Here is a 16,066-nt window from a genome sequence, read left to right as displayed (position 1 = left end):
GCGGCTGTAAACTCCGCGACAAAGAGTGGCGTCGGCCATCCCTGAACGAGGTAAAAATCCATGCGTGTCCTGCTCGTCGAAGACCATCTGCAACTGGCCGAAAGTGTCGCCCAGGCGCTCAAGAGCACCGGTCTGACCGTGGATGTGTTGCACGATGGCGTGGCCGCCGACCTGGCGCTCGGCAGCGAGGAATACGCGGTAGCGATCCTTGATGTCGGCCTGCCGCGCATGGATGGTTTTGAAGTGCTGGCGCGGTTGCGTGCGCGCGGAAAAAATTTGCCGGTGCTGATGCTGACCGCGCGCAGTGACGTGAAAGATCGGGTGCACGGCCTCAATCTTGGCGCTGACGATTATCTGGCCAAGCCTTTCGAGCTGACTGAACTGGAAGCGCGGGTCAAAGCCCTGTTGCGCCGCAGTGTGCTCGGCGGCGAACGCCAACAGCGCTGCGGCGTGCTGGCCTATGACCTCGACACCCGGCGCTTCACCCTCGGTGAGGAATTGCTGACCTTGACCTCTCGTGAGCAAGCGGTGCTCGAAGCGCTGATCGCCCGGCCGGGGCGGGTGATGAGCAAGGAGCAATTGGCATCGCAAGTGTTCGGCCTCGACGAAGAAGCCAGCCCCGATGCCATCGAAATCTACGTGCACCGCTTGCGCAAGAAACTCGACGGTCACCCGGTGGCGATCGTGACCTTCCGTGGCCTTGGCTATCTCCTGGAAAGCCGCGATGCATAAGCCCAGCAGCCTGCGCTGGCGGTTGCTGTGGAACCTTGCGCTGCTGTTGGTAGTGCTGATGCTCGCCAGTGGCTTGAGTGCTTACTGGAATGGTCGCGAAGCGGCCGATACCGCTTATGACCGCACGTTGCTGGCCTCGGCGCGAACCATCGCTGCCGGCCTGTCGCAACGAGACGGCACCCTCAGTGCCGACGTGCCTTACGTGGCCCTCGATACGTTCGCCTACGACAGTGCCGGGCGGATTTATTATCAGGTCAACGACATCCATCAGAAGCTGATTTCCGGCTACGAAAACCTCCCCGGTCCGCCGTCAGGCACGCCAAGAACTGACGACTATCCGGCGCTGGCGCGTTTCTACAACGCCACCTACAAGGGCCAGAATGTTCGGGTGGTCAGTCTGCTTAAAGCGGTAACCGAGCCGAACATGAACGGCATGGCGGAAATCCGTGTCGCCGAAACTGACGAAGCCCGGGTCAGCATGGCCCGCAGTCTGGCCGCCGACACCTTATTGCGTTTGGGCATGCTGGCGATTGGCGCGTTGCTGTTGGTCTGGTTCGCCGTCAGTGCGGCGTTGCGACCGCTGGAGCGTTTGCGCACGGCGGTGGAGGAACGTCAGCCCGACGACTTGCGGCCCTTGCCGTTGGTGGAAGTGCAGCATGAACTTTGGCCGCTGGTGCGTGGGCTTAACCATTTCACCGAGCGCCTGCGTGGGCAGTTCGAGCGACAGGCGCAGTTCATCGCCGATGCGGCGCATGAGTTGCGTACGCCATTGGCAGCGTTGAAGGCGCGGCTGGAATTGGGCCTGCGCTCGAATGAACCCGAAACCTGGCGCACGACCCTGGAATCGTCAGCGCAAAGCACGGATCGCCTGACCCATTTGGCCAATCAGCTGCTGTCGCTGGCGCGGGTTGAAAACGGCGCCCGGGCTATTGCGGAGGGCGGCGCACAGCTGCTCGATCTGAGCCAATTGGCGCGGGAACTGGGCATGGCCATGGCGCCGCTGGCGCGCAAACGCGGCGTGGCGCTGGCGCTTGAGGCGGACGAGCCGGTGTGGCTGCGGGGTGAGCCGACGCTGCTCAATGAGTTACTGAGCAATCTGGTGGATAACGCGCTGGCGCATACGCCGCCAGGCGGCAATGTGATTTTGCGTGTGACGGCGCCAGCGGTGCTTGAAGTTGAGGACGACGGGCCGGGGATTCCGCTGGAGGAGCGTGAGCGGGTGTTTGAGCGGTTCTACCGGCGTAATCAGCAGGTGGCGGGTTCGGGGTTGGGTTTGGCGATTGTTGGCGAGATTTGCCGGGCGCATCTGGCGCAGATCAGCTTGCATGATGGTGAGCAGGCGGGTTTGAAGGTGCGTGTGAGTTTTATCGCCGGGTGATTCTGCGGTGTTCTTGCCGGCCTCTTCGCGAGCAGGCTCGCTCCCACAGGGGGAATGCATTCCAATGTGGGAGCGAGCCTGCTCGCGAAGGGCGCGCCTCGGTCTCGGATCAGTAAAACATCGACCGCGATTCTTCCAGATCTTCGCAGAGCGCCTTGTTTTCCGGATCGATCCCAAGCTTTCTGAACGCGGGCACACTGAGCGGATCAATGCGCCCAAATGGATGATCGGTGCCCTTGTGGCAATACAGACTCGCTACCTGCACCAGATCGACGTAATCGATCTCTTTCGAGTCGCGTTTGAAGTCCTGATAGCGCCCCGGCAACTCCACCAACCGCTCCGGAAACTCCCAGACCCGCAACAGTTTGTCGCCCAGCAGCGGATGAATATGGTCGATCACATGGTTGAGGCTGACCGGGTCCGACAGCAATTCGTAGTGGTCTTCGGCGTAGGTCAGAATCGGCAGCACGCCGATCTGATGCACCAGCCCGCCCAATGCCGCCTGGTCAGGTTTGAGCTGTGTGTAGCGGCGGCACAACGCATAACTGACCCCGGCGATTTCCAGGCTCTTGCGCCAGACTTCGCGCATTTTCTGTTCCACCACTTCGGAACGCGCGTGGAAAATCTGTTCCATCACCAGGCCGATCGCCAGATTGCTGCTGTAATTGATGCCCAGGCGGGTGATGGCGGTGTGCAGGTCAGTGACTTCCTGGGCTGCACGCAGCAGGGGGCTGTTGACCACTTTGATAAGGCGCGCCGAAAGCGCCGTGTCGCGGCCGATCACTTTGCTCAGGTCGCTGACGCTGATTTCCGGATCTTCAGCGGCCTTGCGAATTTGCAGGGCCACTTCCGGCAACGTCGGCAGAACCAGGTCATCGTTATCGATGGCCTCAACCAAATCCTGTTGGACCTTATCCGCCAGTTCGCTCATTTAGACTCTCTAGGGTGTTGCAACAAAGGCTGCGATCAGCGCTGGATTTCGCGGTCGCGATCCAGTTCGTAGGGCAAATCGAGCAAATGCAGTGCAGGCCCTTCAAGGGTACCCAGATGCAGATCGCCCGCTTCAGCAGCTTCGGCCTGCAACACCGCCAGCAGTTCAATATTTTGTCCGGCGTTGGCGGCCAGTACGACTTCGCCGATGGAACTGTTGTGGCTCGGCGCGAACAACGGGGTGCCCGGCTCTGGTAATTGCGTGGCATCCAGGCTCAAACGATACAGACGGCGCTTGAGTTTGCCCAAGTACTGCATGCGCGCGACGATTTCCTGGCCGGTGTAGCAGCCTTTCTTGAAGCTCACGCCGCCAACGGCCTGCAGATTGAGCATCTGCGGGATGAACAGCTCGCGGGTGCTTGGCATGACCTGGCCGATACCGGCGCGGATCTGGCCCAGCAGCCATTGATTCAGATCACCTTCAGGCAGGGCGGCGGACAGCTTGGCTTTGATGGTTTCGGCTTGTTCGGCCGGCACCCAGAGTTCGGCGCGATCCGGCGAGACGCGAATCGCGATCAGACCTTCGTTGCGTACAACACTGTCGGTTTCGGCCGGCAGATCCAGGCCGAGGCTGCTCAGTGCTGCATCGCCCGACCTCAGACCAAAGCGCACCCAGGCGGCGCTTTCGTCGGTGAGTTTGGATTTGGAGAACACTGCGTACTTTTTCAGATCCGCAAGTTGTGGCTCGAGCAGTTCGCTGGCCATCGCCAGCAGCACACCGTCACCTTCCAGCAGAATGCGGAAACTCGACTGCATCCGGCCTTTCTGCGTGCAGCGCGCGCCAAGGCTGGCAGCGGTGTCGCTCAGGTAATTGATATTGCAGGTCAACTGGCCTTGCAGGAATTTTCCGGCATCCGCGCCGCGAATCGCGAGAACGCCTTCATGAGACAGGGTGCAGAAAAAAGCAGAATCGGCCATGGGTCATCGCAGGGTAAATAGACTGGGGCACATCATAAGGGTGCGCTGTTGAAATGGGTAGTTGATAAAGGATCGGTGGTGCCCGACCAAAGCCGACTGTGCGACCCGTCTCGGGGCTGTATACTTGCCGCCAAATTTGAGGAGGGCTCCATGGTCGAACAAGTTGAACTCAATCGCCTCTTTTGGCACAGCCGTCGCGGCATGCTTGAACTTGACGTGCTGCTGGTGCCGTTTTCGAGAGACGTTTACGCAACTCTCAACAACAAAGATCGCGATTTGTACGTGCGCCTGCTGACGTGTGAGGATCAGGACATGTTCGGCTGGTTCATGGAGCGCAGCGAGTCCGAAGATCCGGAGCTGCAGCGCATGGTTCGCATGATCCTGGATCGTGTCCAGCCCAAGTAATACGTTCGAATGCCGCTGGCATGCCTCACGGCAATTGCTGGCGGCGTATCTGTTGGCCCAGGCGTTCGCGCTGGGCTCTCTGTTTCTGCTTTCAATTCCACTCTGGGCCAGTCTGGCAGCGGCTTTAGCTTGCCTGCTTCACGGTTTTTACGTGATCCCACTGCAAATTCTATTGAGTCATCCCAAAGCATTTTGTGGCTTGCGTCGAGATGCCGATGGTTGGCAGTTGTGGAGTCGGGCGGATGGCTGGCAGGCGGTGCAACTACGACCGGACAGCCTGGCGCTGCCATTGATCGTGGTGCTGCGCTTTCGTTTGCGCGGGGAATGGCGGGTCAGATCGATCTGCGTGCCACGCGACGCGCAGGCGGCGGATTTGCACCGACGCCTGCGTGTGCGGCTCAAGTTCAGCCGGCGTAGGTGGGCGGCACCAGAATAGTGTCGAGTGCCTCGGGCAGCAGGTCCGGATAGTCGAGGGTGTAATGCAGGCCGCGACTTTCCTTGCGCTCCATGGCTGAGCAAATCATTAGCTCGGCGACCTGGGCGAGATTGCGCAGCTCGATCAGGTCGCGACTGACTTTATAGTTGCTGTAGAACTCGTCGATCTCGTCCAGCAACAGGCGCACGCGGTGCTGGGCCCGTTGCAGGCGCTTGTTGGTGCGCACGATGCCGACGTAGTCCCACATGAACCGGCGCAGTTCATCCCAGTTGTGCGCAATGATCACGTCTTCGTCGGAGTCGGTCACCTGGCTGGCGTCCCAGACGGGCAGGGCGTTCGGCGCTGTCACATCATCAAGTTGCGCCAGAATGTCCGCCGCCGCCGAGCGGGCGTAGACGAAACATTCCAGCAACGAGTTGCTGGCCATGCGGTTGGCGCCGTGCAGACCGGTGAAGCTGGTTTCGCCGATGGCGTACAAGCCTGGCACATCGGTGCGGCCGTTTTGGTCGACCATCACGCCACCACAGGTGTAATGCGCCGCCGGTACAACCGGAATCGGTTGTTTGGTGATATCGATGCCGAAGCCGAGGCAGCGCTCATAAACAGTCGGGAAGTGACTTTTAATGAAGGCTTCGGGTTTGTGGCTGATGTCGAGATAGACGCAATCGACGCCCAAACGCTTCATTTCATGGTCGATGGCTCGGGCAACGATGTCGCGTGGTGCCAGTTCGGCGCGCTTGTCGAAGCGATACATGAAGCGTTCGCCATTCGGCAGCTTCAAATGCGCGCCTTCGCCACGCAGGGCTTCGGTGATGAGGAAGCTTTTGGCCTGTGGGTGATAGAGGCAGGTGGGATGGAACTGGTTGAACTCCAGATTCGCCACCCGGCAGCCAGAGCGCCAGGCCATGGCGATGCCATCACCACAGGCGCCGTCGGGGTTACTGGTATAGAGGTAGACCTTGGCCGCGCCACCCGAGGCCAGAATCACGAAGCGTGCGCCGTAGGTGTCGACTTCACCGGTGGCGCGGTTCAGCACGTAGGCGCCGAGGCAGCGCTCGCCGTCCAGGCCCAGACGTCGCTCGGTAATCAGATCGACGGCTACTCGCTGTTCCAACAATTCGATGTTTGAACGCTCTTTCGCTTGGGCCAGCAGGGTTTTGAAGATCGCGGCGCCGGTAGCATCGGCGGCATGGATGATTCGGCGATGACTGTGGCCGCCTTCGCGGGTCAGGTGAAATTCGAAACCGCCGTCTTCAGTACCGGATTGCTCATCACGGGTGAACGGAACGCCTTGGTCGATCAACCACTGGATGGCTTCACGGCTGTGCTCGACGGTGAAGCGAACGGCATCTTCATGGCACAGACCGCCGCCGGCGTTCAGGGTGTCATCGACGTGGGATTCGACAGTGTCGGTATCATCCAGCACGGCAGCGACGCCGCCCTGAGCCCAGAACGTCGAACCATTGGCGAGATCGCCCTTACTCAAAACGGCAATGCGCAAGTGACCTGGCAGGGTCAGCGCGAGACTCAAACCGGCAGCACCGCTGCCAATGACCAGAACATCGTGTTGGAACTGTTGGCTCATTTCAGGATTCCGCTCAAAGCGACCCGGGTCGGGGTTGGCGCAAGACAGCTGGATCGGCGAGTCAAGACAGCCACACAGCCCACTAGTATATAGAGGGGTGGGGCGGCACAATAGCCGGGCCTATATGGCATTGTGAAACTACCGGGATGGGGAAACCGGGCGCTTCGTCGGAAGAATTTTCCGCAGGTTTTGGGAAAAGGCGACTGTATCGGCGCTGAAACAGGTTTTTTCCTCCCAGTGTTGCCCAATGTCGGGTGGGGCCGGCTATAAATAATTGGAACTTTTGCCAGAGGCCCAAGATCAATAGTCGGTGCCAGAAACAAGGGACAGTGTCGGCTTCAGTGCGGAACCTGCGATTGGGTTCCTGCCGGCGAAACCGATGACAAGATTATTCGCGCAGCCGGTTTATCCCGCGCTGCGTTTTTCGTGCGTGCCAAATCAGAGCCCGCAGGAAACTTGCTTGGAGGGGGAGAACTTTTGCGAAAAGCCCGAGTCTATGTTTGCAAGTCTGGTCGTTTAGTTGTGCAAGTCTCCTCCGGGCTTATCGAGGAGTGTTCATGCTAACCCAGGAAGAGGATCAGCAGCTGGTCGAGCGCGTTCAGCGTGGCGACAAGCGAGCTTTCGATCTGCTGGTGCTGAAATATCAGCACAAAATTCTCGGGTTGATCGTGCGTTTTGTGCACGACACCCATGAAGCCCAGGACGTAGCTCAGGAAGCCTTTATCAAGGCGTATCGAGCACTTGGAAATTTTCGCGGTGACAGTGCGTTTTATACGTGGCTTTACCGTATTGCCATTAACACGGCAAAGAATTATCTGGTTTCACGCGGCCGTCGGCCGCCGGATAGCGATGTAAGTTCCGAAGATGCAGAGTTCTACGATGGCGATCACGGCCTCAAGGACCTCGAGTCACCAGAACGGGCATTGCTGCGGGATGAGATCGAAGGCACCGTCCATCGAACCATTCAGCAACTGCCAGAGGATTTGCGTACGGCTTTAACTTTACGTGAATTCGATGGTCTGAGTTACGAGGACATTGCGAGCGTCATGCAATGTCCGGTGGGTACCGTGCGCTCCCGGATTTTCCGCGCTCGGGAGGCCATCGATAAAGCCCTGCAACCGTTGTTGCAGGAAAACTGAGACAGCGGCGACAGCCAAGAGAGGAACGCCATGAGTCGTGAAGCCCTGCAGGAATCGCTGTCCGCAGTGATGGATAACGAAGCGGACGAACTGGAATTGCGTCGAGTGATCAATGCACTGGACGACGTAGAAACCCGTGAGACCTGGGCTCGTTACCAGATCGCTCGGGCAGCCATGCACAAGGATTTGCTGCTGCCACGTCTGGATATCGCTGCGGCAGTGTCTGCTGCGCTGGAAGACGAAACGGCTCCGGCCAAAGTATCCCGTAGCCCATGGCGAAACCTTGGCCGTCTGGCTGTTGCAGCCTCGGTTACGGTTGCCGTTCTGGCCGGTGTGCGCCTGTACAACCAGGACGAGATCGCTGGCGTCGAACTGGCACAGCAATCCAATCAGCCAACCCTGGCCACTCCACAGGTCAAAGGTCCGGCTGTTCTGGCAGGCTATAGTGAAAGTTCGGAAGCCACTGGCCCTATGGCCAACGGCGTACTGCAAGGTCAACCAGGCTGGCATGATCAGCGCCTGCCAAGCTATCTGCGTCAGCACGCTCAACAGGCTGCGCTGAAAGGTACTGAAAGCGCGCTGCCGTATGCACGTGCAGCAAGCCTGGAAAACCGTTAAGGAGGATCATGCGCGCCATACCTCTACTTTCGCTTCTGCTGAGTGGCTGGTTCATTGTTCCAGCCCACGCTGACGAGGCCCAGGACTGGTTGACCCGTCTGGGCCAGGCCGAGCAGCAGCAAAGCTTCCACGGTACTTTCGTTTACGAGCGTAATGGTAGTTTTTCTACCCACAACATCTGGCATCGCGTCCAGAATGGCCAGGTCCGCGAGCGTTTACTCCAGCTCGACGGTTCGGCACAGGAAGTCGTGCGCATTGATGGACATACTCAATGCGTAAGCGGCACCCTGATTGCCGGGTTGGGAGATTCTCCCAACTCTGCCGCTCGTCCTCTCGATCCGCAAAAGCTGAAAAACTGGTATGACCTTGCTGTCATCGGCAAGTCGCGCGTAGCTGGAAGAGACGCAGTGATCGTATCGCTGACGCCTCGGGACCAGCATCGTTACGGTTTTGAGTTGCATCTGGACAAGAAGACCGGTCTGCCTCTGAAGTCGCTGCTGTTGAACGACAAAGGGCAGTTGCTCGAGCGATTCCAGTTCACCAGTCTTGATACTGATGATGTTCCGACGGACAAAGACTTATTGGCTGACGCCGACTGCAAGCCGATTACTATCGATAGTGACAAGGCTTCTGCGGTGAAGACAGCTCAGGCTTGGCACTCTGACTGGCTACCGCCAGGTTTCGAGCTGACCAGCAGCACCTCGCACAAAGATCCGGAAACCAAAATTCAGGTCAGCAGCCTGCTTTATGACGACGGTCTGGCGCGGTTCTCGGTGTTTCTCGAGCCGCTTAACGGTGCCACTGTCACCGATACGCGCACTCAGCTCGGCCCAACCGTTGCCGTCTCCCGTCGCCTGACCACAGCGCAAGGTGAAATGATGGTCACGGTGGTCGGTGAGATCCCGATTGGTACCGCCGAACGAATTGCTCTATCGATGCGCAATACCGATGGCGCTGCGACCAGCAAGCAGTGAGCTGATTTCAGTCATACCCACTTCGTCGTCGAGACGTAGAAATGTTTGCTGAGCATTTTCATTTGCAAATCACCTGAAAATTTTTTATAGGTCAGAGCCTAACGGCTCTGGCCTTGTTTGTTGTTCCTGGAATAAAAGTCCCGGCCTGTAGTGTCCGGTGGTCCTTGTTCCATATCGCTTAAACCTGCTCGTCGTAACGGGAGCTGTATGTCGATACCTAGCTTGAAATCTTATCTCTCCATCTTTGCTACTGTGCTGCTGCTCGGTCAGGCGGTTCCTGCTGCGCAAGCGGCCGACCTGCCTGACTTCACCCAACTGGTCGAACAAGCTTCGCCTGCCGTGGTGAACATCAGTACCACGCAGAAACTGCCTGATCGCAAAGTGAACCAGCAGATGCCTGATCTCGAAGGCCTGCCGCCAATGCTGCGGGAGTTTTTCGAGCGCGGCATGCCGCCTCAACAGCGTTCGCCGGGCGGTGGTCGCCAGCGTGAAGCGCAATCGCTGGGTTCGGGCTTCATCATCTCTCCCGATGGCTACATTCTGACCAACAACCACGTGATTGCCGATGCTGACGAAATCCTCGTTCGCCTGGCTGATCGCAGCGAAATGAAAGCCAAGCTGGTAGGCACCGACCCGCGTTCCGACGTGGCCCTGCTGAAAATCGAGGGCAAGGACTTGCCGGTGCTCAAGCTCGGCAAATCCCAGGATCTGAAGGCCGGCCAATGGGTCGTGGCAATCGGTTCGCCTTTCGGCTTTGACCACACCGTGACCCAAGGCATCGTCAGCGCCGTTGGCCGTAGCCTGCCCAACGAAAACTATGTGCCGTTCATCCAGACCGACGTGCCGATCAACCCGGGCAACTCCGGTGGCCCGCTGTTCAACCTGAATGGGGAGGTGGTCGGGATCAACTCGCAGATCTACACCCGTTCCGGCGGCTTCATGGGCGTGTCGTTCGCTATTCCTATCGATGTGGCGATGGATGTTTCCAACCAACTGAAGAGTGGCGGCAAAGTCAGCCGTGGCTGGCTGGGCGTGGTTATTCAGGAAGTGAACAAGGATCTGGCCGAGTCGTTCGGTCTTGAGAAGCCGGCCGGTGCGCTGGTTGCGCAGATCCAGGACGACGGTCCGGCGGCCAAGGGCGGCCTGCAAGTCGGCGACGTGATCCTGAGCATGAACGGCCAGCCGATCATTATGTCTGCTGATCTGCCACATCTGGTCGGCGCACTGAAGGCCGGTGCGAAAGCCAATCTGGAAGTGATTCGTGAAGGCAAACGCAAAAACGTCGAGTTAACGGTTGGCGCGATTCCGGACGAAGACAAAGAGCTGGGTGCATTGCCGAAGTCCGGTGCTGAAACCAACAGCAACCGTCTCGGTGTTTCGGTGGGCGAGTTGACCGCCGAGCAGAAGAAAACCTACGACCTCAAAGGTGGCGTGGTCATCAAGGAAGTGCAGGACGGTCCTGCGGCCCTGATCGGTCTGCAGCCGGGTGATGTCATCACGCACCTGAACAACCAGGCCATCGGTTCCTCCAAGGAGTTCGCCGAGATCGCCAAGGCACTGCCGAAGAACCGTTCGGTGTCGATGCGGGTTCTGCGTCAAGGTCGTGCGAGCTTCATCACCTTCAAACTGGCTGAATAACCGCTAGTAAATAAAAAGAAACCGCCTCGAATGAGGCGGTTTTTTATGCCTGAAGCTTTTTTCGTAAAGAAGGCTCAGCCCATCATGTCCTTGACCATGCGCTCCTGCTCCATCAACTCGCGCTGGCGGGCGTCGATCCGCGAGGACAGCGGGAAGTTGCTGCCGGCCTTGCGCTTGGCAAAGTCGAGCTGCTGGATCGCCTGACGATAATCGCCAACCAGGGCGAAGTATTCCGCGCGAGCCTGGTGCAAGCCAATGATGTTGCCAGACAAACCACGGGTTTCGGCAACCTGATACCAGACGTCCGGATCATCCGGGCGTGATTTGAGCAGGCTTTCCAGTGCCTTCTCGGCGTCGGCGGCGCGGTTCTGCTTGAGCAGAAGATCGACACGAACCTGATTCAGCGGATAGTTGCCGGGATACTGGGTGAGCATCCGGTCAACCCGCGACTGCGCATCGGGCAGGCGATTGTTGGTGATGTCCAGATCAACCTGGGCGAGGTTGTAGATGATCTCGTTCGGCGCGGTGACCAACAGTTGTTTGAGGTTCTCTCGCGCTTCATTCAACTGACCGCCCTTGATCTGCGCGATGGCCAGACCATAGCGCGCGACATCGTTTTTCGGATTCTCGTCCAACTGTGCACGAAAGCGCTTGGCGCCAAGTCCCGGGGTTTCTTCGTAGATCAGTTGTACGCGTGCGCGAATCAGTTGATAGCGCTTGGTGTCTTCGATGCCGCCCGCTTTGGCCTGTTCGGCGCGGTTGCGGGTGTCGGCGATCCGCGATTCCGTGACCGGGTGAGTCAGGAGGAATTCCGGTGGCTTGGCGTCGAAGCGATACTGGCGCATCAAGCGTTCGAACATGGTTGGCATAGAGCGCGGGTCGTACCCGGCTTTTTCAAGATTGAGGATGCCGATGCGGTCGGCTTCCTGTTCATTCTGGCGGGAGAAAGTCCGCTGCGCCTGAATCGCTGCGGCCTGAGTGCCAGCGATGGTCGCGATGCCGGCGTCACCGCCACCGGCTGCAGCAATCACGATCCCTGCCAGCAGGGCAGCCATCATCGGGACTTGCATGCGCTGCGAAGCTTCGACGCCGCGAGCAAAGTGGCGTTGCGACAAGTGCGCTAGTTCGTGTGCCAGTACCGACGCGTATTCGCCCTCGGTCTGCGCATTGAGAAAAAGACCACCGTTGACCCCGACCACGCCGCCCGGTGCCGCGAAGGCGTTGAGCTGCGGGCTGTTGATCAGAATGAATTCGAGGCGTCGGTCTGTGACCTGGCTGGTTTCCACCAGCTTGTAAACGCTGGATTCGACGTAGTCCTTGAGTTGCGGATCGTTGAGCTGTGAAACCTGGCTGCGCAACATGGCCAGCCACGCCCGGCCGAGCTGGTATTCCTGTTGCGGCGAGACAATGGCAGAACTGGCGTCGCCGAGTGACGGCAGATCGTCGGCAAAGCCTGGTGAGGCGAGCAGGCAAGCGAGCGTCAGCAGGGAAGGGCGCAGAAAAGTCATGCACAAAGCCTTAGAAGACAAAGACCTTACTGTAGCCGGACACCAAGCCTGCGACCAGATATTCTAGGCAGCTCGACGACTTGAACCGGAGTGACGCAATGACTGACGCTGTAGCCCATGAGGTAGAACTGGACGCCAGTGGTCTTAACTGTCCGTTGCCGTTACTCAAGGCAAAAATGGAGCTCAACAAGCTTCAAAGCGGCGACGTGCTCAAGGTGATCGCCACGGATGCCGGCTCGCAGCGCGACTTCCGCACCTTTGCCAAGTTGGCCGGTCATACGCTGCTGCGCGAAGAAGACGAAGCGGGCGTCTACCGTTACTGGTTGAAAAAAGCCTGAAACCGACAGCGTACAAGACCTAAGGATTATTGATGTTCAAAGTGTTACGCGACTGGATTCAGCGCTACTTCTCCGACGAAGAAGCCGTGGTGCTGGCCGTTCTGCTGGTGCTGGCCTTTACTGCGGTGTTGACCCTCGGTGGCATGCTTGCGCCAGTGTTGGCCGGGATGGTGCTGGCGTATCTGATGCAGGGGCTGGTGGTCACGCTGGAGCGTCTGCGCATGCCGGGCGGTGCGGCGGTGGGGCTGGTGTTTGCGTTGTTCATGGGCGTATTACTGGTGTTCATCGTCGTGGTGGTGCCGCTGCTCTGGCATCAATTGATCACGCTGTTCAATGAACTGCCGGGCATGCTCGCAAAATGGCAGTCGCTGCTCTTGCTGTTGCCCGAACGCTATCCGCATCTGGTCTCCGACGAGCAAGTGTTGCAGGCGATTGAGGCCGCGCGCGGCGAGATCGGCAAGTTCGGTCAATGGGCGCTGACCTTTTCGCTGTCGAGTCTGCCACTGCTGGTGAACATCATGATCTATCTGGTGCTGGTGCCGATCCTGGTGTTCTTCTTCCTCAAGGATCGGGCGATGATCGGCGAGTGGGTGCGTGGCTATCTGCCGCGTGAACGGGCGCTGATCACGCGGGTGGCGCAGGAAATGAACCGGCAGATCGCCAACTACATTCGCGGCAAAGTCATCGAGATCGTGATTTGCGGCGGCGTGACCTACATCGCCTTCGTCGCACTTGGCCTCAACTATGCAGCGCTGCTGGCGTTGCTGGTCGGTGTTTCGGTGGTTGTGCCCTATGTCGGCGCGGTGGTGGTGACCGTGCCGGTGCTGCTGATTGCGCTATTTCAATGGGGCTGGAGCGATCAGTTCATCTATCTGATGGCGGTCTACGGGATTATCCAGACGCTGGATGGCAACGTGCTGGTGCCGCTGCTGTTTTCCGAGGCGGTCAACCTGCACCCGGTGGCAATCATCTGCGCTGTGCTGTTGTTTGGCGGGTTGTGGGGGTTCTGGGGAGTGTTCTTTGCGATTCCCCTGGCGACGCTGTTCAAGGCTGTGCTGGACGCATGGCCGCGCAAGGAACCGGCGGTAGCGCCACTTCTTTAACGCAAAAAGATCGCAGCCTTCGGCAGCTCCTACAGGAAACGTATTCCAAACGCAGGAGTTGCCGAAGGCTGCGATCTTTTGATCTTAGGCTTTGTTTAGCGCTTCGGCAGCGGCCAAAACTGCATCCACATGCCCCGGCACCTTCACACCACGCCATTCCTGACGCAGCACACCGTCCTTGTCGATCAGGAAAGTGCTGCGATCAACACCCAGGTATTCCTTGCCGTACAGCTTCTTCAGCTTGATCACGTCGAACAGTTGGCAGACCGCTTCGTCCTTGTCGCTGATCAGCTCGAACGGAAACTCCTGCTTGCACTTGAAGTTCTCGTGGGACTTCAGGCTGTCGCGCGAGATGCCGAAGATTTCAGTGTTGGCAGCCTTGAACGCCGCGTACTGATCACGAAAGCCCTGGCCTTCGGTGGTGCAGCCGGGGGTGCTGTCCTTCGGATAGAAGTAAATCACCACTTGCTTGCCCTTCAGGGCTGACAGGCTGACGGTTTGCCCGCTGGTGGCAGGTGCTTCGAAATCCGCAACCGGTTGGTCGATGATAACGGCCATGAAAGCTTCCTTACATTGGGTTTTGTGGGCGCCAAGGCTCGATCAGTGCGTCCAGATTCATCGCGTCCGCGAAATCCAGGAACTGGTCGCGCAGCCAACTGATCTGGGTGCCGGCCGGCAACGTCACGGTAAACGTGGCGTTAAGCATGGTGCCGCCGGTCTGTGGTGCCTGATAAGTATCGCAGGTCAGGTTTTCCAGCTCGACGTTGTGATCCATGAAGAACTGGCAGAGTTCATTGATGATGTCCGGGCGATACGCCGAACTGACATACGCCACGTACGGCAACGCCTGCGGACGATTCTCCAGCGCTGCGCTACGCACCACGTTGACGGTGAATGCGTGTTTCTTGGCGAGGCCTGACAGGCTGCCTTCCAGACGCGCGAGGGCGTCCCAGCTGCCAGAGATCTCGAGGATCAGCGCACTGCACTCGCCGTGGCGGGTCAGGCGAGAAGTGACCACGGCGCAGCGATTTTCATGGCTGGCGCGGCACAGGACGTTAGTCAGCTCCATGGGGTTGGCGCCGAGGGCACTGATGACAAGGAATTGTTCGCGAACTGTGGGGGTGGACATGCAGCATTCCTAAAGCGATGAGCGGTCGGTAGGTTGATGGGCGTTTGACGCCGAGGGAGGGCCTCTGCCCATTCAGGCTGTCCGTTCAAAGAACCCCGACAAGCGCTCGTGGCTCGCTCCACAAAAGCGGGAGCGCGTCGATGCGACGCAGGAACGGGGTCTGGGAGGCCGAAAAGGGAGGCTGGAACCCGGCATACAAGCTGATCAGTACCGATCAAAGTCTGAAGGGTAGCGAAAAGCGACGCCAAGGGGAATGGCGGCTACGCAGTACTTTGCTTGTGCAAGCATCTTGGCGCCAGTACCATTACCGCTCTCTTTTTCCGGCAGGAGCGGTTTCATGATTGCGGGCAGTATGGTGGCACTGGTCACTCCCATGGATGCACAAGGGCGTCTTGACTGGGACAGCCTCAGCAAACTCGAGGACTTCCATCTCCAGAACGGCACCCATGCCATTGTCGCGGTCGGCACCACCGGCGAGTCGGCAACCCTTGATGTAGAAGAACACATCGCCGTCATCAAAGCCGTTGTCAAACAGGTTGCCGGGCGCATTCCGGTCATCGCCGGCACTGGCGCCAACTCGACCCGCGAAGCCGTCGAACTGACCCGCAATGCCAAAGAAGCCGGTGCCGATGCCTGCCTGCTGGTGGTTCCGTACTACAACAAGCCGACTCAGGAAGGTCTGTACCAGCACTTCAAACACATCGCCGAAGCGGTCGATATCCCACAGATTCTCTATAACGTTCCTGGCCGCACCTCTTGCGACATGCAGGCCGAGACCGTGATTCGGCTGTCCACCGTGCCGAACATCATCGGCATCAAGGAAGCCACTGGCGACCTGAAGCGTGCCAAAGCGATTATCGACGGCGTGAGCAAGGACTTCATCGTGCTGTCCGGCGATGATCCGACCGCGGTCGAGCTGATCCTGCTGGGCGGCAAAGGTAACATCTCTGTGACTGCCAACGTCGCTCCGCGCGAAATGGCTGATCTGTGCGAGGCCGCGCTCAATGGCGACGCTGATACCGCACGGGCTATTAACGAAAAACTGATGCCGCTGCACAAAGACCTGTTCATCGAAGCCAACCCGATTCCGGTGAAGTGGGCTTTGGTTGAAATGGGCCTGATGCACGAAGGCATCCGCCTGCCGCTGACCTGGCTGAGCGCACCTTGTCATGAAA

The 16,066-nt window shown here is 58.8% G+C and carries 17 protein-coding genes; 11 read left to right on the top strand and 6 right to left on the bottom strand.

The features are described 5' to 3' along the window. Nucleotides 1-60: 60 nt before the first annotated feature. Nucleotides 61-732 (top strand): response regulator, encoded by a 672-nt coding sequence (locus tag ACIOVB_RS06755; RefSeq protein ID WP_187680155.1) that lies wholly within the window; start codon nt 61-63, stop codon nt 730-732. Beyond that, nucleotides 725-2,110, top strand: coding sequence for a sensor histidine kinase (locus ACIOVB_RS06750; RefSeq protein ID WP_401266047.1), 1,386 nt, complete (start codon nt 725-727; stop codon nt 2,108-2,110). Before ACIOVB_RS06755 ends, ACIOVB_RS06750 begins: the two co-directional genes overlap by 8 nt. Nucleotides 2,111-2,219: 109 nt before the next feature. On the opposite strand, the gene ACIOVB_RS06745 is transcribed toward ACIOVB_RS06750, so the two are convergent. Both ACIOVB_RS06745 and ACIOVB_RS06740 read right to left on the bottom strand, forming a co-directional pair. After that, on the bottom strand, nt 2,220-3,041 hold the full coding sequence (locus ACIOVB_RS06745; RefSeq protein WP_187680157.1) for an HDOD domain-containing protein: 822 nt from the start codon (nt 3,039-3,041) through the stop codon (nt 2,220-2,222). Between the two features lie 35 nt (nt 3,042-3,076). Beyond that, a complete protein-coding gene (locus ACIOVB_RS06740; protein ID WP_401266044.1) occupies nt 3,077-4,018 on the bottom strand; it encodes a YgfZ/GcvT domain-containing protein in 942 nt (313 codons plus the stop codon). A gap of 150 nt (nt 4,019-4,168) precedes the next feature. Here ACIOVB_RS06740 and ACIOVB_RS06735 point away from each other — a divergent pair, with 150 nt between their 5' ends. Together ACIOVB_RS06735 and ACIOVB_RS06730 are read left to right on the top strand one after the other, a co-directional pair. Further along, on the top strand, nt 4,169-4,423 hold the full coding sequence (locus ACIOVB_RS06735) for a succinate dehydrogenase assembly factor 2 (protein ID WP_401266041.1): 255 nt from the start codon (nt 4,169-4,171) through the stop codon (nt 4,421-4,423). Then, nucleotides 4,407-4,859 (top strand): protein YgfX, encoded by a 453-nt coding sequence (locus ACIOVB_RS06730; RefSeq protein ID WP_401266040.1) that lies wholly within the window; start codon nt 4,407-4,409, stop codon nt 4,857-4,859. Before ACIOVB_RS06735 ends, ACIOVB_RS06730 begins: the two co-directional genes overlap by 17 nt. Here the strand turns inward: ACIOVB_RS06730 and nadB are convergent. Next, nucleotides 4,828-6,444, bottom strand: a complete 1,617-nt coding sequence (nadB, locus tag ACIOVB_RS06725; RefSeq protein ID WP_401266038.1) for an L-aspartate oxidase — start codon at nt 6,442-6,444, stop codon at nt 4,828-4,830. The genes ACIOVB_RS06730 and nadB overlap by 32 nt on opposite strands. A 557-nt stretch (nt 6,445-7,001) precedes the next feature. Here nadB and rpoE point away from each other — a divergent pair. The 4 genes from rpoE (at nt 7,002) to ACIOVB_RS06705 (ending at nt 10,813) form a co-directional block, all read left to right on the top strand. Then, nucleotides 7,002-7,583: an RNA polymerase sigma factor RpoE gene (gene rpoE / locus ACIOVB_RS06720; protein WP_003172477.1), complete on the top strand. Its 582-nt coding sequence runs from the start codon at nt 7,002-7,004 to the stop codon at nt 7,581-7,583. Between the two features lie 30 nt (nt 7,584-7,613). Then, nucleotides 7,614-8,201 carry a sigma-E factor negative regulatory protein gene (locus tag ACIOVB_RS06715; RefSeq protein WP_401266035.1) on the top strand — a complete coding sequence of 196 codons (588 nt, stop codon included), beginning with the start codon at nt 7,614-7,616 and terminating at the stop codon, nt 8,199-8,201. 8 nt (nt 8,202-8,209) lie between these two features. Then, nucleotides 8,210-9,175: a MucB/RseB C-terminal domain-containing protein gene (locus tag ACIOVB_RS06710; RefSeq protein WP_401266033.1), complete on the top strand. Its 966-nt coding sequence runs from the start codon at nt 8,210-8,212 to the stop codon at nt 9,173-9,175. Nucleotides 9,176-9,382: 207 nt separating this feature from the next. After that, a complete protein-coding gene (locus ACIOVB_RS06705; RefSeq protein WP_401266030.1) occupies nt 9,383-10,813 on the top strand; it encodes a DegQ family serine endoprotease in 1,431 nt (476 codons plus the stop codon). 74 nt (nt 10,814-10,887) lie between these two features. Here the strand turns inward: ACIOVB_RS06705 and ACIOVB_RS06700 are convergent, their stop codons facing one another. After that, nucleotides 10,888-12,321 (bottom strand): M48 family metalloprotease, encoded by a 1,434-nt coding sequence (locus tag ACIOVB_RS06700; protein WP_401266028.1) that lies wholly within the window; start codon nt 12,319-12,321, stop codon nt 10,888-10,890. A 98-nt stretch (nt 12,322-12,419) separates the two neighbouring features. Here ACIOVB_RS06700 and ACIOVB_RS06695 point away from each other — a divergent pair, with 98 nt between their 5' ends. Both ACIOVB_RS06695 and ACIOVB_RS06690 read left to right on the top strand, forming a co-directional pair. Beyond that, complete coding sequence (locus ACIOVB_RS06695) at nt 12,420-12,659, top strand: sulfurtransferase TusA family protein (protein ID WP_401266025.1); 240 nt, start codon at nt 12,420-12,422, stop codon at nt 12,657-12,659. 32 nt (nt 12,660-12,691) lie between these two features. Then, on the top strand, nt 12,692-13,762 hold the full coding sequence (locus ACIOVB_RS06690; protein WP_187680166.1) for an AI-2E family transporter: 1,071 nt from the start codon (nt 12,692-12,694) through the stop codon (nt 13,760-13,762). A gap of 84 nt (nt 13,763-13,846) precedes the next feature. Here ACIOVB_RS06690 and ACIOVB_RS06685 read toward each other — a convergent pair whose 3' ends face one another. Further along, a complete protein-coding gene (locus ACIOVB_RS06685; RefSeq protein WP_401266022.1) occupies nt 13,847-14,320 on the bottom strand; it encodes a peroxiredoxin in 474 nt (157 codons plus the stop codon). A gap of 10 nt (nt 14,321-14,330) precedes the next feature. Beyond that, a complete protein-coding gene (locus tag ACIOVB_RS06680; protein ID WP_016984694.1) occupies nt 14,331-14,891 on the bottom strand; it encodes a glycine cleavage system protein R in 561 nt (186 codons plus the stop codon). A gap of 337 nt (nt 14,892-15,228) precedes the next feature. On the opposite strand from ACIOVB_RS06680, the gene dapA reads away from it, so the two are divergent. Beyond that, nucleotides 15,229-16,066, top strand: an 838-nt coding sequence (dapA, locus tag ACIOVB_RS06675) for a 4-hydroxy-tetrahydrodipicolinate synthase (RefSeq protein WP_401266020.1), incomplete at its 3' end; no start/stop codon positions are given.

Origin of the sequence: Pseudomonas sp. NPDC087639 (genome assembly GCF_044743385.1) — a bacterium.
In the GTDB taxonomy this organism is placed as follows: domain Bacteria; phylum Pseudomonadota; class Gammaproteobacteria; order Pseudomonadales; family Pseudomonadaceae; genus Aquipseudomonas.
Note: the sequence above shows the minus strand (reverse complement) of the source record. Positions and strands in the feature narration are given on the sequence as shown.